The 21,214-nt window shown below is 61.7% G+C and carries 18 protein-coding genes and 1 riboswitch; of the genes, 9 read left to right on the forward strand and 9 right to left on the reverse strand.

The annotated features are described in order from the left end of the window. Positions 1–294: 294 nt before the first annotated feature. From PMI07_RS34525 to PMI07_RS24795, 3 genes are all read right to left on the reverse strand, one after another. On the reverse strand, positions 295–825 hold the full coding sequence (locus PMI07_RS34525; RefSeq protein ID WP_081760941.1) for a DUF1036 domain-containing protein: 531 nt from the start codon (positions 823–825) through the stop codon (positions 295–297). A 143-nt stretch (positions 826–968) separates the two neighbouring features. Then, on the reverse strand, positions 969–3,032 hold the full coding sequence (locus PMI07_RS24790) for a hybrid sensor histidine kinase/response regulator (RefSeq protein ID WP_037088188.1): 2,064 nt from the start codon (positions 3,030–3,032) through the stop codon (positions 969–971). Then, positions 3,013–4,524 carry an ATPase domain-containing protein gene (locus tag PMI07_RS24795; RefSeq protein ID WP_007760261.1) on the reverse strand — a complete coding sequence of 504 codons (1,512 nt, stop codon included), beginning with the start codon at positions 4,522–4,524 and terminating at the stop codon, positions 3,013–3,015. Before PMI07_RS24795 ends, PMI07_RS24790 begins: the two co-directional genes overlap by 20 nt. A 325-nt stretch (positions 4,525–4,849) precedes the next feature. Here PMI07_RS24795 and PMI07_RS24800 point away from each other — a divergent pair, with 325 nt between their 5' ends. The 8 genes from PMI07_RS24800 (at position 4,850) to PMI07_RS24835 (ending at position 13,144) form a co-directional block, all read left to right on the forward strand. Then, a complete protein-coding gene (locus tag PMI07_RS24800) occupies positions 4,850–5,086 on the forward strand; it encodes a hypothetical protein (protein WP_007760264.1) in 237 nt (78 codons plus the stop codon). A gap of 171 nt (positions 5,087–5,257) precedes the next feature. Then, a riboswitch (TPP riboswitch) is annotated at positions 5,258–5,360 on the forward strand. A 135-nt stretch (positions 5,361–5,495) separates the two neighbouring features. Beyond that, a complete protein-coding gene (locus PMI07_RS24805; RefSeq protein WP_024164119.1) occupies positions 5,496–6,278 on the forward strand; it encodes an ABC transporter permease in 783 nt (260 codons plus the stop codon). Next, positions 6,275–7,219 carry an ABC transporter substrate-binding protein gene (locus tag PMI07_RS24810; RefSeq protein WP_007772719.1) on the forward strand — a complete coding sequence of 315 codons (945 nt, stop codon included), beginning with the start codon at positions 6,275–6,277 and terminating at the stop codon, positions 7,217–7,219. The genes PMI07_RS24805 and PMI07_RS24810 overlap by 4 nt, the downstream gene beginning before the upstream one ends. 97 nt (positions 7,220–7,316) lie before the next feature. Further along, on the forward strand, positions 7,317–8,219 hold the full coding sequence (locus PMI07_RS24815; RefSeq protein ID WP_007772720.1) for a membrane protein: 903 nt from the start codon (positions 7,317–7,319) through the stop codon (positions 8,217–8,219). A gap of 68 nt (positions 8,220–8,287) precedes the next feature. Beyond that, entirely contained in the window at positions 8,288–9,259 is a 972-nt protein-coding gene (nadA, locus tag PMI07_RS24820; protein WP_007772727.1) for a quinolinate synthase NadA, read from the forward strand. After that, positions 9,256–10,797 carry an L-aspartate oxidase gene (locus tag PMI07_RS24825; protein ID WP_007772729.1) on the forward strand — a complete coding sequence of 514 codons (1,542 nt, stop codon included), beginning with the start codon at positions 9,256–9,258 and terminating at the stop codon, positions 10,795–10,797. Before nadA ends, PMI07_RS24825 begins: the two co-directional genes overlap by 4 nt. Before the next feature lies 1 nt (position 10,798). Continuing rightward, positions 10,799–11,656, forward strand: a complete 858-nt coding sequence (gene nadC / locus PMI07_RS24830) for a carboxylating nicotinate-nucleotide diphosphorylase (protein WP_007772731.1) — start codon at positions 10,799–10,801, stop codon at positions 11,654–11,656. Between the two features lie 90 nt (positions 11,657–11,746). Then, positions 11,747–13,144 (forward strand): M20/M25/M40 family metallo-hydrolase, encoded by a 1,398-nt coding sequence (locus tag PMI07_RS24835; protein WP_024164120.1) that lies wholly within the window; start codon positions 11,747–11,749, stop codon positions 13,142–13,144. A gap of 25 nt (positions 13,145–13,169) precedes the next feature. Here the strand turns inward: PMI07_RS24835 and PMI07_RS24840 are convergent, their stop codons facing one another. Then, entirely contained in the window at positions 13,170–14,972 is a 1,803-nt protein-coding gene (locus tag PMI07_RS24840; protein ID WP_024164121.1) for an adenine deaminase C-terminal domain-containing protein, read from the reverse strand. A 194-nt stretch (positions 14,973–15,166) separates the two neighbouring features. Here PMI07_RS24840 and fdxA point away from each other — a divergent pair, with 194 nt between their 5' ends. Then, entirely contained in the window at positions 15,167–15,505 is a 339-nt protein-coding gene (gene fdxA, locus PMI07_RS24845) for a ferredoxin (protein WP_007771371.1), read from the forward strand. Here the strand turns inward: fdxA and PMI07_RS24850 are convergent. From PMI07_RS24850 to PMI07_RS24870, 5 genes are read right to left on the reverse strand one after another with little or no spacing between them, the layout of a single operon-like run. Continuing rightward, entirely contained in the window at positions 15,502–16,851 is a 1,350-nt protein-coding gene (locus PMI07_RS24850; RefSeq protein ID WP_348626257.1) for an amidohydrolase family protein, read from the reverse strand. The genes fdxA and PMI07_RS24850 overlap by 4 nt on opposite strands. A 50-nt stretch (positions 16,852–16,901) precedes the next feature. Next, positions 16,902–17,825 carry a LysR family transcriptional regulator gene (locus PMI07_RS24855; protein ID WP_037088193.1) on the reverse strand — a complete coding sequence of 308 codons (924 nt, stop codon included), beginning with the start codon at positions 17,823–17,825 and terminating at the stop codon, positions 16,902–16,904. A 35-nt stretch (positions 17,826–17,860) separates the two neighbouring features. After that, the gene (locus PMI07_RS24860) at positions 17,861–18,637 is read right to left on the reverse strand and encodes an enoyl-CoA hydratase-related protein (protein ID WP_007758449.1); all 777 of its coding nucleotides are present in this window, start codon (positions 18,635–18,637) and stop codon (positions 17,861–17,863) included. After that, complete coding sequence (locus PMI07_RS24865) at positions 18,634–19,806, reverse strand: CoA transferase (RefSeq protein WP_007758448.1); 1,173 nt, start codon at positions 19,804–19,806, stop codon at positions 18,634–18,636. The genes PMI07_RS24860 and PMI07_RS24865 overlap by 4 nt, the downstream gene beginning before the upstream one ends. Beyond that, positions 19,803–21,161 (reverse strand): FAD-dependent oxidoreductase, encoded by a 1,359-nt coding sequence (locus PMI07_RS24870; RefSeq protein WP_007758447.1) that lies wholly within the window; start codon positions 21,159–21,161, stop codon positions 19,803–19,805. Before PMI07_RS24870 ends, PMI07_RS24865 begins: the two co-directional genes overlap by 4 nt. Between the last annotated feature and the right edge of the window lie 53 nt (positions 21,162–21,214).

The raw sequence follows: 21,214 nt of genomic DNA on the forward strand, positions 1-21,214 counted from the left end.
GGTAAATTTACTGAACTCGCGTGACTGTCACAAGACTCGCGCGCTACGCCTAATGTATGCTGCGGAGCGGATTACCAATCTTCCCTAGGCAAATAGAAGGCGGATTGCTCCCATGCAATCCTGCCTCGTGGCGAACAGCGGGTGGCAGGCTGCAAATCCCTTCGCGGGGAACCGGCTGCAACGCAGTGAAGATGGGCGGAAGGGACTTGCGGTGCGTGCAGGGCGGGGCCCTAGCTGAAGCTAGGCTCTCGCAAAAAAAACGAGAGCCCTTGCTGTCCATATCGGTTTTTAAGTTTATGAATTGCAGGTCAAATTGGTTCCCAGGGTATCGGAGCTGGCGTCTTCATTTTTCTTTTTGAAACCTAGCCGGCGCCCGTCGCCATCTACATTTTTATACTCGCTCCCGGACCACTTTTTGTTTCCGTCAATAGATTCTGCGTAAAAATAGTAGACTAGACTTCTGGAGCGCAATCGCTCGCCCTGATCGGAAGGGCGAATCTCTTTCCCGCTTTCAATTCTCCAGAAGCCTTCATATTGCCAGTCGCTGTCAGTGTCCTGATAGCCGATTGCTAGTCGAATTGGTTCATTGCAGTTGTTTTGGAAGGCAAATTCCTTGGCGGCCGTCTGTTGAATGCGGGCAGCCGTCTGTTGAACCACAAGTGCTGCTTTCGAAATAGCAGACTGCTCAATCTCAATGTCATCGTGGATATCGACACTTCTTTTCTCGATGATCTGTCCAAACGCATTCGCGATGTATTCGGCGAGAAAGGGTTCAACCCCGCCCTTTTGCCGGTATTGGACAACGTGTTCAAGCTCGTGATACATAAGCTCTATGTCGGTTTCATCGCCCAGGTCTATTTCACTCGGGAAATGATGCTATTCGGCTAAACAGCGATTCCAGGAATTTTGCTTCTCGACTGATCTCGCGGATTCCGGCCAACCATCGGCCGCATGGACAGAAGTTACCTTCAATCGACCGTAGCGTTCAGAACCTTTGCAATTTCGGTCGCGAGTTGAATTTGCGTGTACGGCTTCCCTAACCGAGGAACATCAAGGTCTAGGCCAGGCGGAAGTTCTGCGTAACCCGATGCGATAAGAACGGGGAGTGTCGGTGATATAGTCCGTGCCGCTTTAACGAGATCACCGCCGTTCATCCCAGGCATCGAATAGTCGGTGATCATGAGATCGACCGCCGGACCATCACGCAAACATTCGAGGGCCTCTTCGCCCGAGTGCGCCTCCACGACGTCGTGGCCGAGGTCCATCAACATATCGACGGAACTCATGGCGATGAGAATATCATCGTCGACCAGCAGTATTCGCTTTGGCCCAGTAGCCGCAACTGCACGGGTGTCAGTCTTGCGCTCGGGTGTCTCTGTATCAGCCGTCGTCTCCGAAACCGGAATCCATAGTTCGGCAGTCGTTCCGATCCCGATGGTACTCGTCAGGCTTAGGTGACCGTTCAACTGTATGGCCAAACCATGGATCATCGAAAGCCCAAGCCCTGTCCCCTTACCCAATTCTTTTGTTGAGAAAAACGGCTCCACTGCTTTTTTGAGCGTCTCCTCGTCCATGCCATGGCCTTGGTCTGCGACAGACATGACAACATATTTTCCTGCGGAAAGCTGGTCGGTCGTGAATGGAACGTCGCCTTGCCTCAACTGGATGCGAATGGTGCCACCGCCCGGCATTGCGTCTCGCGCGTTGACCGCGAGATTTAAAAGAGCGAGTTCGACCTGATTGGCGTCGGCCGAGACGGAAGGAAGGTTTTCGGGCAGGTCGGCTTCAATTTGAATCGACGAGCCAACGGACCGTCGAAGCATATCTTCCATGCCACGAACCAGACCAGGAAGAGCGACCGGCTCAATCTTGAGGTCCTGTCGACGTGAGAAAGCAAGCAACCTTTGGGTCAGCGACGCACCGCGTCTAGCCCCCTGCAAGGCTCCATCGATTAAGCGTTTCGCCCGGCTGTCGTCGCCGACATGCCTCTCCAGCATTTCGAGATTGCCCATCACGGCCATCAGCAGGTTATTAAAGTCGTGTGCCACCCCCCCTGTCAGCTGGCCTATCGCTTCCATCTTTTGAGATTGCCGCAGCTGGTCTTCAGCACGTTCACGCTGGCTGACCTCTGCCATCACGTTCGCATGGGCCTCCTGAAGCTCGTGAGTTCGCTCCGCAACTCGCTGCTCCAATATTTCATTGAGCCGACGCTGGTTTTCTTCGGCTTGCATCCGTGCGGTGATGTCGGCGGACACGCCCACCAGTTTAACCGCTGTTCCAGAGCGGTCTTTATAGAGCTGGGCACGAATTTCGGCCCAGTGAGTGGAGCCGTCGCGCCAGACAGTTCTGTATTCTATGGAATAATCAGCGCCCGTTTCGACCGTCGCGCGGACGGCCGCCTGCATGCGTTCTTGGTCATCAGGATGGATCGAAGACAACAAATCCGCGTACGTGAACGGTTCGTTTGCACCACGGCCGAAAATGGCCTTGCAGGTCGTCGAGGTCGTGAGAATTTCGGTAGCCAGGTCAAGTTCCCAAGCACCAAGCCTTCCGGCTTCGAGCGCCGTCTGGAGACGCCGCTCGCCCTCATCAAGGGCCTCCATCCTCAGCCTTGCCTCGTATTGCCGCCGTCGTCCTCTTAACGCTGACCGGGCGACACTGATGAAGGTTGTCGCGTGGAAGGGGCGTTCGACGAAGCTCACGTTGCCCAAAACCTCGGACAGCCGGGCTGCTGCAGGATTTCGTTCCGGTCCGCCTCCACGGGATGTGAGGACAATGAACGGCAAGTCCGACCAACTAGGCTGTTTTTCGATCCAGATTGATACGGCCCTTAAATCCGCAGACCGTAGCGCTTCCTCAGTGACGACGGCAAACGCAACATCATCACTGAGGCTGGCGACGAAAGATGTCAAATCCCCGACAGCCTTTGCGTTTGTACCTGCTTCCCCAAGGAGGGACAAAGCGATCTGCGCGTCGCGCCCGTTTGGAGCGTAGACCAGCCCGAATGCATCTCTATTGGGAATCGCTGCTATCCTTGTCTAAGATTTGCAGGACGGACTGCCTTTCGCCTACGAAGGTCGGAACACCGCGAAGGACACCTTGGAATTCCGTCAGCGGATCGCCCAAGGTCAGTCCATTTTCCGAAATACGATATTCCCGGATGGTATGCTCGTGCCTGCCGGTCCGTTTCTTGATGACGGACACGGCCCGACGAACCTTTCCCAACGCCTCGAAATATCGCAACAGGATAACGCTGTCCGCGAGGTAGGTCACATCGACAGGCGACTTCATATCGCCAACGAGACCATGCTGGGCAACAGTCAGATATGTGTTCGCGCCCTGGCGGTTCAAGTATTGCAGCAACTCATGCATGTGCAGGATGAGCGCGTTCTCTTCCGGCATGGATGCCTGGTAGCCGTTGATACTGTCGATTACGACCGTCTTTGCGTCAAAGCTGGCAACCCTATTTCTCACACGCTGAGCGAACTCGCCTGGCGACAATTCGGCTGCATCAAGCTGTTCGATATGCATCAAACCTTGGTCGCGCAACCTCTCAAGATCGAGGCCCATCGCCTTCGTCCTCGAAAATAGCAAACCCAGTTCTTCGTCGAAGATGAAAACGGCTGCCTTCTCGCCGCGCTTAACTGCCGCGTCGACGAACTGTAGCGCAAAAAGGCTTTTCCCTGTACCGGCTGGACCAATCAAAAGCGTGCTCGATCCACGCCCGATCCCGCCACCAAGTAGTTCATCGAACTCCTCAATGCCGCTTGATAGGGTCGTACGCTCGAAACCTGTTTTATGTTCGACAGCCCGTAGACGAGGGAAAACGGCTATGCCGCCTTTTTGAATGATAAAATCGTGAAACCCGCCCCGAAAAGATTGACCACGGTATTTGATAACGCGCAGCCGTCTCCGTTCGGAGCCATAGTCCGGGGCGAGCTGCTCCAGATAAATCACGCCGTGCACCACGCTGTGGACGGTTTTATCAAGGTTGTCGGCGGTCATATCGTCAAGCAGCAGAACCGTCGCGTTTGACCTGGAAAAATAATGCTTCAAAGCCAATATCTGTCGCCGATATCTCAAGGAGCTTTGAGCGAGCAGCCTTATCTCGGAAAGGCTATCGATGACTACCCGGTTAGGCTTCACGCGCTCGAACGCTTCGAAGATCAGCTTTGTTGTTTCGCCCAGTTCAAGATCGGAAGAATAAAGCAGGCTTTGCTGCTGGTCGGCGTCGAGAAGACTTTCGGGCGGGACAAGTTCAAATATTTCGATGTTGTCGCTGATTTCCAAGTCATGGGACGCCGCCGCATCCCGAAGCTCTTCATCCGTCTCAGACAGGCTGATATAAAGGCACCGTTCGTTGAGCCTTGCGCCCTCTATAAGGAACTGCAAGGCTATCGTTGTCTTACCGGTACCGGGTGATCCTTCCAGCAAGAAAACGTGACGTCGAGTGAAGCCACCGGCCAGTACGTCGTCCAGACCTGGAATTCCTGTTTCGGCTTTTGTTGTCAGAATTTCGTCCATTTTTCCTCCTGGTTCGTCGAATGTAGAGTGCCAAGCGACCTCAGCAAGGCGGCGCTCCAAGATATTGAATGGAAGCACTCTCGCCAGCCATGGCCCGATTTTTGTTGATTCTGTCAATTAACTATGACGTCCCGGTCTTAGAACGTCGCGTCCACTGACCAGGTACTGCCGATGAGCTTGTAGCTTGACGACACGGCAGGAGAGACGCCTATCGTGGACGTTCGGCGCGAGTGGTCTACCAGACACCCGCAGGCAGTGTTTCACTTCCTCTTGGAACGAAACGGCCATTCAAGCGATAGGAGCGACAGCAAAGTAGAGGAGTATCATGGCCAAGTATTTCTTCGATGTCATCAACGGCGAGGGTCCCATGCGCGATGACGAAGGGACCGATCTTCCGAATGCCGACGCTGTAAGAGCCGCTGTGGCGAAAATTGCGTTCGATGTCGCAAAGGACGAACTTGAAGATCAGAATGGGGCTGTCATCACAGTGAACGTGAGAGATGATAGCGACTTCACCGTTTTTTCGGGTCACCTGTTGTTCAGCACCGAATGGAGAAATTAATCGGTCTCGGTGAAAGCAAGCCCTATGCCACAAGTATCCCGTTTCTCGCTGGACCGACGCCGAAGGCAATTACCTTTGACTGCTATGGCACTCTTGTACAGTGGCACGAATGTTTCGAATTTCCTGGACTTGCGGGCATTGACAAAAAATCCTTTCTATTCCATAGGTTAACGACATTCCGAGGGGAGCATCTGACGATGCTGAGATGGCGCTGAGCCGGACCCTTGAACCTGATCCGGGTCATGCCGGCGTAGGAACGGAAATAGGCGTCACCCGACGATTTTTCTCTTCTCCGCTTCACCTGGATCTCCGTGATTGATTTGATCTGGAGATCGACCGATGACATTCATTCTTTCCGTTGTCCCAAGAGGATATTCAGCCGTCGCGTGCAGTTCCGACGCGTAGCATCATGCGCGCGTATCATGCGGTCGTCGGCCTCGTCCTGCTTGTCGCCCTCTGGCAGGCCGGCGTCTGGCTGTTCGCTCCACCCCGTTATATTCTGCCGTCGCCCATTGCCGTCGCTTCCGCCTTTCTGCGGCAGCCGGGTTTCCTGCTGCAAAACAGTCTCGTCACGCTGACGGAAATCGTGTTCGGGCTGGTGATCGGTGCTGGCATCGGGATCGCCACCGCCTTCGGCGTTGCGGCGCTGCCGCGGCTTGGCCGTCTCGTCTGGCCGATGGTGCTGATCCTGCAGGCCTTCCCGGTCTTCGTGCTGGCGCCTATCCTGGTTCTCTGGCTCGGTTTCGGTCTCGCCTCGAAAGTGGCGATGACGACGATCATCATCTTCTTTCCGGTCGCGTCGGCCTTTGCCGACGGTCTTCGCCGCACCGATCAGGAAATCCTCGACGCCGTTTCGCTGGAGGGGGCAAGTCACTGGCAGACGCTGGTCTCGATGCGCGTGCCGCTGGCGATCCCGAGCCTCGTCTCGGGCCTCAGGGTCGCGGCGCCGCTGGCGCCGCTCGGCGCGGTCGTCGGCGAATGGGTCGGCGCGTCGGGCGGGCTCGGCTTCGTGATGGTCCAAGCCAATGCGCGCATGCAGACCGATACGGTGTTCGCGGCCATGACCATACTCGCCATCCTCACCCTAACTTTAAGGCTTCTCATCGACCGGCTGACGGCCGGTCTCGCCCCCTGGGCCAGCGAAGCCGATCCTTCATCTTCATCCGCATCAAGGAGTTCCGTTCGATCATGATCCGTATCCTCACAGCCTCCGTCATCGCGCTCGCCAGCTTGGCCGCGCCCGCACCCACGCAGGCGGCCGACAAGCTCAGCGTGTTGCTCGAATGGTTCGTCAATCCGGATCACGCGCCGATGGTCATCGCCCAGCAGCGCGGGCTGTTTGCCGATGCCAATCTCGATGTTGAACTCATCCCTCCGTCCGATCCGTCCGCGGTGCCGCGCCTCGTTTCGGCAGGCCAGGCGGATATCGGTATCCACTACCAGCCCAACCTCTATCTCGACCACGAAGCCGGCCTGCCGCTGGTGCGGTTCGGCACGCTGGTCGAAACTCCGCTCAACACCGTCATGGTTCTGGCGGACGGCCCGATCAAGAGCCTCAAGGACCTGAAGGGCAAAAAGGTCGGCTTCTCGGTCACCGGCTTCGAAGATGCCATGCTGAAGCGCATGCTGGCCTCGGAAGGGCTTTCCAACGACGACGTGGAACTGATCAACGTCAACTTCTCCCTGTCGCCGTCGCTGATCGGCGGCAAGGTGGATGCGACGCTCGGCGGCTTCCGCAATTTCGAGTTGACCCAGATGAAGCTGGAAGGCCATGCGGGCCGCGCGTTTTTCCCGGAAGAGCATGGCGTGCCGGCCTATGACGAGCTAATCTTCGTCACCCGCCGCGATTCTGCCGCCGACAGCCGCCTGCCGCGCTTCCTGCACGCGGTCGAGCAGGCGTCGATCTTTATCACCAACCATCCGCAGGAAGCCTGGCAGCTTTTCGTCAAGGCCTATCCGAACCTCGACGACGAGCTCAATCGCACCGCATTCTTCGACACGCTGCCGCGTTTTGCCAAGCGCCCGGCCGCACTCGACCAGGGCCGCTACCAGCGTTTCGCCACCTTCATGAAGGAAATGGGGCTGATCAAGAGCGTGCCGCCTGTCGCCGACGTCGCGGTCGAAATCAGGTAGGCCAAGTCGCTGATATTGTTTGATTTGAACGCCGGGGTTCGCGTAACGTGATTTCCATGCCAGATAGGCTTTCAACGTTACGGACCCCGGAGTTTTCTTGGCCATCGGACTTGCTCATGCGGAACTGATCGCGGTTCTTTCGGCCGTCACCGGCGACGAGCCGCGCGTGATGACGGTTCGTTCCGGAGATGCGCTGCCGTCCGGGCCTTTCGAACTCGGCCACAGAAGCCTACAGGCCGGGCTGCGGGAATGGGTTAGGGACCAGACCGGCCATCCGCTCGGTTATCTCGAACAGCTCTATACCTTCGCCGACCGCGACCGGACCCACGAGGATGCCGAGGGGCGGACGATCTCGATCAGCTATCTCGGCCTCGTCCGCGAACAGGCCGCCCCCGGCGCCGGCAAACCGGGCTGGCACGGCTGGTACGAATATTTCCCCTGGGAAGATCATCGCAGGGGTGGGCCGGATATTCTGGCCGACATCACCGGGCGTCTTGAGGGTTGGATCGCCTCGGAACCAGCACGCCGCGAGCACCGCCAGCGCCGCGTCGATTTCGCCTTCGGCCTTGATGGCGCCGTCTGGAACGAGGATCTCGGCCTGCAGCGCTATGAGCTGATGTACGAGGCGGGGTTGGTGACCGAGGCGGGCTGCCCGCCGGCCAAAAGTTTCGGCCGTTCGATGTTTGCCGATCACCGCCGTATCCTGGCGACCGGGATCGCGCGGCTGCGCGCCAAGATCAAATACCGTCCGGTCGTCTTCGAATTGATGCCGGAGAGTTTTACGCTGTCGCAATTGCAGCGCACCGTCGAAGCACTTGCCGGCCTCACCCTGCACAAGCCGAACTTCCGCCGGCTGATCGACCAGCAGGAACTGATCGAGGAAACCGGCGAGGCGACCAGTGAGACGGGCGGACGGCCCGCCAAGCTCTTCCGCTACCGTCATGCTGTCCTCGAAGAGCGTGCGCTGTCGGGTTCAAAACTTCCGCTTTCACGCAATTGACATAAACTCGAATCGAGAATATCTCTTTGCGCCGGATATACTCACTTCGAGTATAAAAGGAGCTGTTGATGAATTCTCCGCTTTCGGTTTCCTCGCTTTACGATCGTGTCAGCCGCGTCATCCCCAAGGCCGAATGGATGAGCTACGAGGCGGATGTCGCAGCGATCCTGGAGCTCAAGCGCACCCGCAACGCTGTCATCCTCGCCCACAACTATCAGACGCCGGAAATCTTCCATGGCGTCGCGGATATCGTCGGCGACAGCCTGGCGCTCGCCCGCAAGGCGATCGACGTAGATGCGGATGTCATCGTGCTCGCCGGCGTGCACTTCATGGCGGAGACGGCAAAACTGCTCAATCCGAGCAAGACGGTGCTGATCCCGGACATGGCGGCGGGCTGTTCGCTGGCGGATTCCATCACCCCGGAAGACATCGCGCTGCTGCGGCAGGCGCATCCGGGCGTGCCGATCATCACCTATGTGAACACCTCAGCGGCAGTGAAGGCGGCGTCTGACATCTGCTGCACCTCCGGCAATGCCAAGCAGGTGGTGGAATCGCTCGGCGTTCCGAAAGTGCTGATGATCCCGGACGAATATCTGGCGCAGAACGTGGCGCGAGAAACCAATGTCGAGATCATCGCCTGGCACGGCCATTGCGAGGTGCATGAGCTGTTCAATGCACAGGACGTCCGCGATCTGCGCGAGGCACATCCGGGCGTCGTGGTACTTGCGCATCCGGAATGCCCACCGGAAGTGGTGGCCGAGGCCGACTTTGCCGGTTCGACCGCCGTGATGTCCGATTATGTCGGCCAGAAAAAGCCGGCCCGGGTCGTGCTTCTGACGGAATGCTCGATGAGCGACAATGTCGCCGTGCATCATCCGGATGTGGAATTCGTGCGGCCCTGCAATCTCTGCCCGCACATGAAGCGCATCACGCTCGCCAACATCCGCAAGGCGCTTGAGGAGAACCAGCACGAGGTGACTGTCGATCCGTCGATCGCGGTCGCCGCCCGCCGCGCAGTCGAGAGGATGCTCGCCATATGACCGATATCCTCGACCATCTCGCCGGCCGTGTCGCGATCGTCGGCAGCGGTCTGGCGGGGTTGGTGACGGCGCTGACTTTGGCGCCGCAGCCCGTCGCCCTGATCACCCGTGCTGCGCTAGGTGCGGAGACCTCCAGCGCCTGGGCGCAGGGCGGCATCGCCGCGAGCCTCGGGGCCGACGACAGCGCGGACCTGCATCTGGCGGATACGCTCGCAGCCGGCGACGGACTTTGCGATCCGGCTGTGGCGGCTTCGATCCTGAGGCAAGCTCCGAATGCCATCGCCGTGCTGGAAAGGCTCGGCGTGCATTTCGACCGGGCCGCCGACGGCTCGCTCTCGCTCGGCCTCGAAGCTGCCCATTCGCGCCGCCGCATCGTGCATGTGGCGGGCGACGGCTCGGGTGCGGCAATCGTCCGGGCTCTGGTCGAGGCCGTCTCCGCAACGCCGTCGATCACGGTGCTTGCCGGTGTCGAGGTGCGGCGGCTTCTGATGGAGGACGGCGCAGTTTCCGGCCTGCTCTGCGCGGCGGGCAAGGGCGCGATCATCCTGCCGACCTCGCGGGTGGTTCTCGCGACCGGCGGTCTCGGCGGGCTTTATGACGCGACCACCAATCCGACCGGTAATTTCGGGCAGGGCATAATGCTCGCCGCGCGTGCCGGCGCGATGCTGGCGGATATGGAATTCGTGCAGTTCCACCCGACTGCGCTCGACTCCGTTCGGCGGCCGCTGGCGCTGGTGAGTGAAGCGGTACGCGGCGAGGGCGCGGTGCTCGTCAACGAAAAGGGCGAGCGTTTTCTTGCCCGCGAACCGGGCGCGGAACTTGCCGCGCGGGACATCGTGGCACGTGCCATCAGCGCCGAGATCGCCCGCGGCGGGCGCGTCTTTCTCGATGCCCGGCCGGCGCTCGGAAGCGGGTTCTCCAGCCGGTTCCCGGCAATCGATGCGCTCTGCCGGGAGGCAAGGGTCGATCCCAATTCCGACCTCATCCCGGTTCGTCCCGCCGTTCATTACCACATGGGTGGTGTGGCGACGGACGGAAACGGCCGCAGTTCCGTCCCTGGCCTCTGGGTGGTCGGGGAGGCGGCCTCGACCGGTCTCCACGGCGCCAACCGGCTGGCCAGCAACTCGCTGCTCGAAGCGGCCGTTTTGGGTATGCGGGCCGCGCAGGATCTCTCGGCAACCTCCGCTGAAACGCCTCACCGGGTCGCCGATGCGGAGCTGCCAGTGCCGGCGGATATTTCCGCCGTGCGGCCGATCGTGTCGCGGCATCTCGGCGTTCTGAGAAATGCCGGCGCCATCCATGGTGCGATCGCCAGTCTGCTGCCGCTCGTCGAGAGCGAGGGAGCGGCCGCCGATCCGGCGATCGTCGCGCTGCTGATTGCAGTCTTCGCCTCGCTGCGGCAGGAATCTCGCGGTGCGCATGCCCGCACCGACTTTCCATTGAAGCTTGCCTATGCGGAGCGGCGGCAGATGCGCCTTGCCGATGCGCTGGAAATCGTCCGCGCGACCGCCTCCCATCCTCTTGCCCGGAGTGCCTGACATGATCCTTGCCGCCCTTCCGCGACTTCTCGTCGAACCGCCGGTGCGCGCTGCGCTTCTGGAAGACCTCGGCCTAGCCGGCGACGTCACCTCGACGGCCGTCATTCCGGCCGGTCATCGCTCGACGGTCGTCATGGCCGCCCGCAAGCCCGGCGTCATTGCCGGCCTCGATGCGGCGGAACTGGCCTTCCAGCTCGTCGACCCCAAGATCGTCATGACCCGCCATATCGAGGACGGCGAGGCGGTGACGCCGGGTGACGTGATCGCCACGATCGAAGGCCCGTCCAGAGGCCTTCTCACCGGCGAACGCACGGCACTCAATTTCCTCGGCCATCTCTCCGGCATCGCCAGCGTCACGGCCGGCATCGTCGCGGCGATCGAAGGCACAAGGGCCTCCGTCGTCTGCACTCGCAAGACCACGCCGGGGCTCCGCGCGCTGGAGAAATATGCGGTGCGCGCCGGCGGCGGCATGAACCATCGTTTTGCGCTCTATGACGCGGTGCTGATCAAGGACAATCACGTGGCGATCGCGGGCGGCATTGCCGAATCCATCCGTCGTGCCAAGGCCGGCGTCGGTCATATGGTCAAGATCGAGGTGGAGGTGGATACGCTCGAACAGCTTCGCGAAGCCATGGACGTGGGTGTCGATGCGGTGCTGCTCGACAACATGACGCCGGACCAGCTGCGCGAGGCCGTCGGCATCGTCGGCGGCCGGGCGATCACCGAGGCGTCCGGCGGGATCACGCCGGTGACGGCCGCAGCCGTGGCGGCCTCGGGCGTCGACCTGCTCTCCGTCGGCTGGATCACCCACAGTGCGCCGACGCTGGATATCGGGCTCGATTTCCGCTCTGCAAATTAGGGGTGGTCGGCGGCGCCCGAGTGCTTCCAGAGCCGTTGAAAACAATGCTACATCCTTGATCCGGAACACAGAACGGACAAGGAGTGCAAGATGCCGAGACTATCCAGGGACGAGATCGATGCCGTGCTGGCTCTGGTCGATGCCGATATCGACAAGAGCCTCGCGCGCCTCTTCGATCTGATCCGCATTCCGAGCATCTCCACCGATCTCGGCTATCGCGACCAGTGCAAGGCGGCAGCCGATTGGCTGAGCCGCGATCTCGCCTCTATCGGCTTCGATGCGTCCGTCAGGCCGACGACGGGCCATCCGATGGTCGTCGCGCACCAGAAGGAGGCGGCCGGGCCGCATCTGCTGTTCTACGGGCACTACGACGTCCAGCCTGTCGATCCGCTGGCGCTCTGGACCAGCGATCCGTTCGAGCCGCGGCTGGAGCCGCTGCCGAATGGCGATACCGCGATCGTCGCGCGCGGGGCCTCGGACGACAAGGGCCAGATGATGACCTTCGTCGAGGCCTGCCGCGCCTGGAAGGCGGTGACCGGCAAGCTGCCGGTGCAGGTCAGCATTCTTTTCGAAGGCGAGGAGGAGGCGGGCAGCCCGAGCCTTGCGCCCTTCCTCGATGCGACCGCCGCCGAGCTGAAGGCCGACATGGTCTATGTCTGCGACACCGACATGTGGGACCGCGAAACGCCGGCCGTCACCACCATGCTGCGCGGTCTCTACAGCACCGAGGTCGAGATCACCTGCGCCGACCGGGATCTGCATTCCGGCATGTTCGGCAATGCCGCCCGCAACGCGCTGCAGGTGCTGTCGGATGTCGTGTCGAGCCTCAGGACGCCGGATGGCGGGGTGGCGATCGAAGGTTTTTACGACGGCGTCAAGGAACTGCCGGAAGCCGTCAAGGCGCAGTGGCAGCGGCTGCCGTTCGACGAGAAGGGTTTTCTCGCCGATATCGGTCTCAATATCCCGGCGGGCGAAGCGGGCCGGTCGATCCTCGAACAGGTCTGGTCGCGGCCGAGCTGCGAGATCAACGGCATGAGCGGCGGCTATACCGGGGAGGGCTTCAAGACCGTCATCCCGGCCAGGGCGACCGCCAAGATTTCCTTCCGGCTGGTCGAGGGCCAAGTGCCGGAAAAGATCCGCGATGCCTTCAAGGCGCATGTTCAGGGGCGCATCCCCGCCGACTGCTCGGTGACGTTCAAGGATTTCGGCCTGGCGCCGGCGACGGTCATGCCGGTCGAGAGCCCATTCCTGACGAAGACGCTTGCCGCGCTTTCCACCGAGTGGGAATGCGAGGCGGCGCTTGCCGGAACCGGCGGCTCGATCCCGATCATCGGCGAGTTCAAGCGTCGGCTCGGCTGCGATGCGCTGCTTGTCGGCTTTGCCCGCTTCGACAACCGCGTTCACAGCCCGAACGAGAAATACGACCTGTCGAGCTTCCACAAGGGCATCCGCTCCTGGGTGCGCATTCTCGCCGAGCTTGCCGAGTAACCTGCCCGACTGATCCCGCCGCCGGTCAGGCTTTTTCGAAGAGCGGCGAGATCACCATTTCCGGCACCAGGACAAGTCCCTTGTCGGTGATGCGGATTTCGGGGATGACCGATAGCGGGATGAGGTTGAAGCCCATATAGGCGATAGTGCAGCCGGCCTTTTCCCATTCGAGTTTGAGGGCCTTCACCTCGTCTGCGACTTCGTGGACACGTTTGTCGGAGAGCAGGCCGGCGATCGGCAGCGGCACCATGGCGGTGACTTTCCCGTCCATCACGACGCAGACGCCGCCCTGTGTCTCTTCGATCGCGTCCAGCGCCAGCTGCATGTCCGTCTCATTGGTGCCGGCGACGATGATATTGTGGCTGTCATGGCCGACGGAGGAAGCGACGGCACCCTTTTTCAGGCCGAAGCCGTTCAACAGCCCGTGCGCCACGTTGCCGGACGATTTGCCGTGCCGCTCGACGACGGTGACGAAGCAGAGGTCATGACGGTCGAAATGCGCCTGCCAGTCTTTGGCGGGTTCGAGCGTCACCGTGACGTGGCCGAGCGTGATGCCGGGAAGCTCCGTGCGGATCGTATGGGCAGTGACGGTGTCGACGGGAAGATCGGGCGCCAGTTTCAGGTTTTTCGGCAGCTTGACGGTATGATAGGCGGCCTCCGGATAGCGATAGGGTTTCGACAGGGCCTCATCCAGGATTGGGGTGATCTTGCTATTGTCGACCACCAGTTCGCCTCCATACCAGGTGCTGACCGGTTTCAAGTCGTCGGTCAGAAGCACGAGGTCGGCACGGCGTCCACCGCCGAGACCGCCGATCTCCCCTTCCATGCCGAAACGCGTCGCACCGTGCAGCGAGCCCATCGCCCAGGCCTGTTCCGGCGTCATGCCGGCCTTGACCGCTTCGCGCGTCACCCAGTCGAGGCCGAAAGCGAGCAGGTCTTCGGCGTCGCGGTCGTCGGTGCAGACCGCGACGCGTTTGTGCGAGGCGCCGAGTTCGGTGATCGTCTTGATTGCGTGCGGCAGCGAATGCCACGGCGTCGTCGGCGGGCCGCCGCGCAGGAAAAGCCAGACGCCGGCCTCGAGCAGGTCGTCGGCAATGTCGCGGTCGATTGCCTCATGGGTATCGGTGACGCCGGACGCAGCATAGGCCGCGACGAATTCCCGACCATAAACGTGGCCGGAGACCGGCCGGCCGCGCTGGAGCGCTGCGGCAAGGATCGCGTGGCTGCGCTCGTCGCCCATGGCGACGGGGACGAAATCCATCTTCTCGCCGAGCGCCACCGCCTCCGGCCATTTGTCGAAGAGGGCGGCGATCTTGGCGGGCGTCAGGTCGCCGCCGGCGGTTTCGAGTTCCGGAGACGTCGCCGGCACGGTGCTGGGCACGGTGAGGAAGATCGACAGCGGTGCCTGGCGCGCATCTTCGAGCATGGCCTCGACGCCCGCCACGTCCATGACATTGCCGATCTCGTGGCTGTCGCAGAAGATCGTCGTGGTGCCGTTGAGGAGTGCCGCCTCGGCATAGGCGCAGGCCGTGACCATCGAGGATTCGATATGGATATGCGGATCGACGAGGCCGGGCGCGATGATGCCGCCTTTGGCGTCGTAGAGCTTTGCCGAGCCGTTCCGATAGCTGCCGGCCGGCTTTACGGCTGCGATGCGGCCGCCCGAGATCCAGACTTCGCGACCGTCGAGAATGCGTTCCGAATAGGTGGACAGCACGCGCGCACCCTGGATGACCAGATCGGGGTCGTGACGGGCCGAGGCGACATCGGCGAGACGGCGGGTCATGGTCGAAAGCGGCTGAACGGAGAAGCGGGTGAGGGTGCTCATGAAAATCTCATTTCCAGGATTCGGGCAGGACAGGTGGATTGTAGGGAAAGCCGGCGAGGCAAGGAAGCGCCAATAGGGCGGGAAGATTATTGGAGCGTTGCCGAAATTCGAACTCTTGCGGCGAAATATGCTTCTTTTCAGCAACGCCAAGGTTTGGGATAGTGCTGTCGAGGCAATGAGAGGCGAACGATCCGATGGCCTATATCATCACCGAACCCTGTATCGACGTGAAGGACGGCGCCTGCACCGCAGCCTGTCCCGTCGACTGCATCTACGAGGGCGGGCGGATGTTCTATATCCATCCGGACGAGTGCATCAATTGCGGCCTCTGTCTCTCCATCTGTCCGGTCGATGCGATCGCCTATGACGAGGAGGCGACCGAGGCGCAGATGGCATTCATTCCGGTCAACCGGGATTATTTCGGGCCTGAGGTCACCGGGTTGGGATCACCCGGCGGTTGGGACAAGAGCAGGACGCGAGCTGTCGATCACCCGGTGGTGACATCGGTACCCGTGCGGGAGCCAGCTCATTAGGCGTTCGTCCAGCTTCCATAATAGGCGCGAGTGGCGGTGATCAGCTTGCCGCATCTTTCCCGCTCGATGGTGAGGCGCGGCAAGTCGGCCCTGGCCTGCGCCAGCAGTTCCTTTCGCGCCGCGTCGAAATCGACATTCACGAGCCTGCCATCCCGCATCACCGGGCGGCCGGCGACATAGACGGCCTTGGCATGGGCGGCGGACATCCGGTTCAGCAGCACCTCGGCCTCGTCGAGATCGTCGAAGACGCTGTCGGCGATCAGGGCCTCGTAATCGATGACCGTGAAATCCTCGCCGAGAGGCGCGTTGACGACGGTCGCGCCGGTGCGGATGGCGGCGTCGAAGATGCCGGCCGCCGTGAAGCTTCGTTCGAGCTCGCGCCCGCCATGCAGGAAATAGAGGAGCCGCATTTCGCGCCAGAGGTCCTGGTCGTCGTCGAAGGCGCCGCCGTCCAGGCCTATGCCGAAACGCAGGCCGCGTTTGGCGGCATCCGTAAGCGGCGCGATGCCGGAGCGCAGGCGCAGGTTGGCGGAGGGATTGGAGACGAGCTGAACGCCGCGCTCGGCCAGCAATTCGTATTCGTCCGGCCGGAGCTGCACGCCGTGGGCGACCGCGAGGAGCGACGAGAGGAAGCCGATCTCGTCGAGATAGTGGACGATGCCCTGCGGGAAGCGGCGGTCCAGCCATGCCCTTTGCCGCGGGCTTTCCAAGAGATGCATGTGGATGCGGCGATGGTTGGCGGCGGAGGCTTCGGCGATCGCTTCGAGCAGGGCGTTCGAGCACCATTGCGGGCCGATCGGGCCGTATTGGACATCGACCAGTGGATTGGTATTCGCCATAGCGACGGTGTCGGCTGCGGCGAGCTGATCCTTGAAAGGCGCATAGCGGGGCGCTAGCGGAGAGAGGGCTTCCCAGTCCTCATGGTTCAGGAACGGCTTCAGTCGTTCCGGGCCGCCGTCATAGGCCCAGGCGTCGTGGTCGAGCAGCGGGCAGGAGAGGCCGAGGCGGATGCCGACGTCCTTTGCGGCGCGGATCACCTCCAGGGCCTCGTCGACCATGCGCGCCGCGTTCAGCGAATTATGGCAATGGATGGTCGCGGCGACGCCGGTCTTTGCGAGGCGCCCGAAGGCGACGAGGGCTTCGAGATAGGCGTCGGTGCGGGGCCGCAGCCGCATCGTCGGGATCCAGGTTTCCAGCGCGTCGTCGAGGCTACCGAAATCGAGCGTGCGGATGCCGTAGCCGTGGTCATGGGCGTTGACCGGCATCGGCAGCATGAGGTCGCCAGGGACAAGCGGAATGGCCGAGGCGAGAGCGGGAAGGGCGGCGCGTACTGCCTCGCCGCGCAGGGCTTTTTCACGGCCCGGATGCTGCAGGAAACGCGTATCCACATTCGATGTCACCGCTTGATGACCTCCGCGATCTGGTTGCTGAATTTTTCGAGATCGACGCTGAGCGCCTCGATCACGGCTTCGGTGGCATGGGTGAGCTGCCGGTTATGGGGCGCGACGATGCCGACCTCCATGTTCTGCAGTCGGGAACCGGCGATCGGCAGGGCGACGACATCGCCGGCCTTCAGTTCCTTGAGGAGCCCGAGCGGGGTGAAGAAGGCGACGCCTTCGCCGGACAGGATCAGCGGCTTCAGCATCATCTGGTTGTTGGTGGCAACCAGCGTTCGGCCGACGCGATCGAGCGAGGCGAGTTCGACGGCGATCATCGAACTCATCACCTCGTTGTCGAGCTGCAGCAGCAGCTTGAACTGGGCGCATTCCTGCAGGGTCGCGCTCTTCTGACGGGCCAGCGGATGATGTTTGGCGACGATCACCATAAGCGGCATGCGCACACCGTGCACCAGCTTGATGTCGTGCGGCCGGGCGAGATCGAAGGTGATGCCGATGTCGCAATCACCGTCGGCGACGAAATGGAAGATGTTGTTGAAATTGTCGGCGCGGATGCGGAAATCGACGGCCGGGTTCTTGTGGTGAAATCCCATCACGAACTCCGGCAGGAACTGCACCGCCAGACTGTCGAGGCAGGCGATATGGACACGGCCGGTGCGCTTGCCCTGGAGGTCGCCGAGATCGGATTTCATGATCTCGTAGTGGTGCATCGTCTCCTTGGCGTGCTTCAGCACGACCTTGCCGGCGGAGGTGAGGCGCAGGCCATCGGAGAAACGCTCGAACAGGGGCGTGCCGAGTTCGTCCTCAAGCTTGCGGATTTGTCGGCTGACGGCGGAGGTCGCCACATGCAGCTCTTCGGAGGCCTTGCGGATCGAGCCCGAGCGCGCGACTTCGACGAAATATTTCAGGATACTGGCGTGCATACTCATCCCCCAAGCTCCTGAAATTCATATCACGCCTACCGGCCCTGCCAAACCGGAGCACGCTTTTCGCGGAAGGCGGTGACGCCTTCGACGGCGTCCTCGCTCTGCAGCGCACGGATCAGCGCGGGGGTGCGCAGGCCTTGGGCTTCGGCGGGGCTGAGATGACCGGTGCGGTTGACTGTCTGCTTAATGGCCTTCAAGGACAGGGGGGCGCACGCGACGATATCGCTCACCCATTTGTCGACGGCCGCATCAAGCCCATCAAACGGGACGGTTTCGTTGACGATGCCGAAGCCCTGCATTTCGGCGGCGGTGAACTGCCGGCCGGTGAGCATCACGGCCATGGCGAGGTTATGGGGGATTTTCCGCTGCAGGAGCACCATGCCGCCGTCGAGCGGCATACGGCCGACGCGGGCTTCGGGCAGGCCGAACTTGGCGGTATCGGCGGCAATCACGATGTCGCAGCCGAGCACCATTTCGAAGCCGCCGCCGAGCGCATAGCCGTTGACGCGCGCGATGACCGGCACGTCGAGCGATTTGCGGAAGGCGAGGCCGCCGAAACCGTTGGTGCGGCTTTCCGCCCAGTATTCGAGGCCGCTCTTGGTGGCGCCGCCCTTGAGGTCGGCGCCGGTGCAGAAGGCCTTGCTGCCGCTGCCGGTCAGGACCACGCAGGAGATATCGTCGCGGGCCTCGATCTCCGACCAGATGGCTTCGAGTTCCTTTTCGGTCGCGGCATCGACGGCGTTCATGCGGTCCGGGCGGTCGAGCGTGACCCTTGCGACGCGGTTCTCGACGGAAAATCCGACGGTCATGCCGCGTCTCCGCGTGTCGCTTGCAGAGACTGGGCTTCCAGCGAAGCGAGGATCTCGTCATTGTGCTGGCCGAGGCTCGGTGGGGAGATACGAACCGAAACCGGGGCCGCCGACATGTCGATGGGGGAGCCGATCAGGCGGATTGGACCGGCTGCGGTCTCGCCGGCTTCGAGGATCATCTTGTTGATGACCGTCTGCGGGTCCTGCAGCGCTTCGGCGAGGTTACGGACAGGGGCACAAAGGATATCGACCTCTTCCAGGCGCTTCAGCCAGTGGGCATTGCTGTTCCTGGCAAAATTCGCGCGGAAGATTTCCTGAAGTTCGGGGCGATGCGCCATCTGGGAATCGAAGTCCTTGTAGCGATCCTGAGCCGACAGGTCCTCGATTTCGAGCGCGTTGCAGATGTCCTGCAGCGGGTTCTGCTTGAAGGCACCGACCATGACGATCGCGCCATCGGTGGTGTCGAAGACGCCGGTCAGCGGGAAGGCGCCCCAGTTCAGGTCCTTCTCGCGCATCATGTGCGCGGCACCTTCCTGCATCTGCATGGCCAGCATGGAATTGTAGAGGCTGACGGCGACCTGCTGGCCTTCGCCGGTTTTTTCCCGCTGCAGGAGCGCCAGAAGGATGCCCTGCACGAGATGCATGCCGGCGGAATAGTCGGCGAGCGGGGTGGCATAGATCGAGGTCGGATGGGCGCTGTCCGACTTGCGGCGCATGACGCCCGAGAGTGCCTGGGCGAGGATGTCCTGGCCGCCCTTGTGCTGGTAGGGGCCGGTCAGGCCGAAACCGGTGCCGACCGCATAGATCAGCCGCTTGTTGATCTTCTTCAGGTCCTCGTAACCGAAGCCCATGCGCTCCATCACGCCGGGGCGGAAATTGTTGACCACCACGTCGGCGCCGGCGATCAGCGCCAGCACGGCGTCGCGGGCCTCGGTGAGCTTCAGGTCGAGCGCCAGGCTCTTCTTGTTGCGGTTCAGCGAACAGAAGACCGGGTTGTTGAGCCCGTCCGGATCCGAGCCCAGCGACCAGCGGGAGAGGTCGCCGATCTTGCTCTTTTCGATCTTGATGACCTCGGCGCCGTAATCGGCAAGCGTCTGGGTGCAGCAGGGGCCGAGCATGACCTGCGTGAAATCGATCACGCGGACGCCGTCGAGTGGGAGAGAATTCATTCCGCAGCCTCCAGGAATGTTGCATTGTCGGACGGGATATCGCCGGGATCGGCACCCTGGGCCCGCATCTGTTTCTGGATCTTGCCGATATCGGCTTTCCGAACGGTCGTTCCCGCATTGAGCGCCACGACGGCGGCAACGCCCGCGGCCTCGCCCATGGCCATGCAGGGCGGGATCTCGCGGCTCGATTTCTGGGCCTGCGGTGTCGCCGAGTAGTGACGTCCGGCGACGATCAGCTGGTCCACCTCGCGCGGCAGCATCGACCGGTAGGGGGTGTAATAGTCACGGCCGCGGCAGACGGTGTCGGAGAAGTGGATGCGGTTCATCACGTCGTCCTTGGTGACGACATATTCGCCTTCGAGCAGCCGTGTCTGGCGCACGCCGGTCTGTGGCGCGAAATCGACCACATAGGCCTTTTCGAAGCCCGGCATCTTTTCGCGGGTGAAATCGAGCAGGCGGGCGATGCGGTTACGGCCTTCGAGCTCGGCCTTGGTGAGGTCCTCGGTCTTGAGGCCGGAGAGGTTCGGCATATGCGGGCAGTTGAGCCAGACGACACCGGGCAGCGGGGTCTTCAGCCACCAGAAGGACCAGCAGCCGCCGATCAGGCGTTTTGCCTCGTGGTCGATCTTCTTGAAGGCTTCCGGCTCCTCAAACTCGAAACGTTCGGCCGCATCCGTATCGACGCCGCCCCAGCGGGAGACGGTGGTCAGGATGAAGTTGGATTCCACATGCGAGGCGCCGGCCGAGGCCGCGACATCGAGGTCGCCGGTCGTGTCGATGACGACATCGCCGAGGATCGCTTCCATGCCCGACTTGGTCTGGCAGATGACACCTTTGATGGTCTTGCCTTCCATGATGGCGGAGGAGAACCAGCTATGGGTCCTGAGCTTGACGCCAGCTTCGGTGAGCACGTCATAGGAGGCGCGCTTGAAGCCGTCCGGGTCGAAGGCGGCAGAAAAGCAGATCGGGTGCGGCATGGACTGGGTGTGGAAATCGAACAGGCCCCAGCGCGCCCAGCGCCGCCAGGCCTCCGGCGTCTCGCGGATGTCGAGTTCGCGGTCGCGGCCGGTCGGGGTGACGCAGAGATCCCATTTCTTCATCCGCTCGATCATCTCCATGCAGATGCCCTGCACGGTGATTTCGAGGTTGTTGATCATGTCGTCGAGCACCAGCACCATGCCGCCGGCGGCGAGACCGCCGACATAGGGGTACCGCTCGAGCAGCGTCACCTTGGCGCCGTTGCGGGCTGCGGAAACCGCCGCGGAAATGCCCGCTGGTCCTCCGCCGACTACCACCACATCGGAACGGTCGACCACTGCGACGTTGCGCGCCGCCTGAAGAATTGTCTGTTGCATTGGTTCAAACTCCCAAAGAGTTGGGCCTGAGGAAAGTTGGCTCAGTGTGTTGG

It is taken from the genome of Rhizobium sp. CF080 (assembly GCF_000282095.2).
Taxonomy (GTDB): domain Bacteria; phylum Pseudomonadota; class Alphaproteobacteria; order Rhizobiales; family Rhizobiaceae; genus Neorhizobium.

Bases quoted from the DNA above. Each gene is read 5' to 3' on its own strand.
- PMI07_RS24795 (WP_007760261.1), bottom strand. From the start codon at position 4,524: ATGGACGAAATTCTGACAACAAAAGCCGAAACAGGAATTCCAGGTCTG.
- nadC (WP_007772731.1), top strand. From the start codon at position 10,799: ATGATCCTTGCCGCCCTTCCGCGACTTCTCGTCGAACCGCCGGTGCGC.
- PMI07_RS24870 (WP_007758447.1), bottom strand. From the start codon at position 21,161: ATGCAACAGACAATTCTTCAGGCGGCGCGCAACGTCGCAGTGGTCGAC.
- PMI07_RS24800 (WP_007760264.1), top strand. From the start codon at position 4,850: ATGGCCAAGTATTTCTTCGATGTCATCAACGGCGAGGGTCCCATGCGC.
- PMI07_RS24805 (WP_024164119.1), top strand. From the start codon at position 5,496: ATGCGCGCGTATCATGCGGTCGTCGGCCTCGTCCTGCTTGTCGCCCTC.
- PMI07_RS24835 (WP_024164120.1), top strand. From the start codon at position 11,747: ATGCCGAGACTATCCAGGGACGAGATCGATGCCGTGCTGGCTCTGGTC.
- PMI07_RS24860 (WP_007758449.1), bottom strand. From the start codon at position 18,637: ATGACCGTCGGATTTTCCGTCGAGAACCGCGTCGCAAGGGTCACGCTC.
- nadA (WP_007772727.1), top strand. From the start codon at position 8,288: ATGAATTCTCCGCTTTCGGTTTCCTCGCTTTACGATCGTGTCAGCCGC.
- PMI07_RS24855 (WP_037088193.1), bottom strand. From the start codon at position 17,825: ATGCACGCCAGTATCCTGAAATATTTCGTCGAAGTCGCGCGCTCGGGC.
- PMI07_RS24825 (WP_007772729.1), top strand. From the start codon at position 9,256: ATGACCGATATCCTCGACCATCTCGCCGGCCGTGTCGCGATCGTCGGC.
- fdxA (WP_007771371.1), top strand. From the start codon at position 15,167: ATGGCCTATATCATCACCGAACCCTGTATCGACGTGAAGGACGGCGCC.
- PMI07_RS24810 (WP_007772719.1), top strand. From the start codon at position 6,275: ATGATCCGTATCCTCACAGCCTCCGTCATCGCGCTCGCCAGCTTGGCC.
- PMI07_RS24865 (WP_007758448.1), bottom strand. From the start codon at position 19,806: ATGAATTCTCTCCCACTCGACGGCGTCCGCGTGATCGATTTCACGCAG.
- PMI07_RS34525 (WP_081760941.1), bottom strand. From the start codon at position 825: ATGTATCACGAGCTTGAACACGTTGTCCAATACCGGCAAAAGGGCGGG.
- PMI07_RS24840 (WP_024164121.1), bottom strand. From the start codon at position 14,972: ATGAGCACCCTCACCCGCTTCTCCGTTCAGCCGCTTTCGACCATGACC.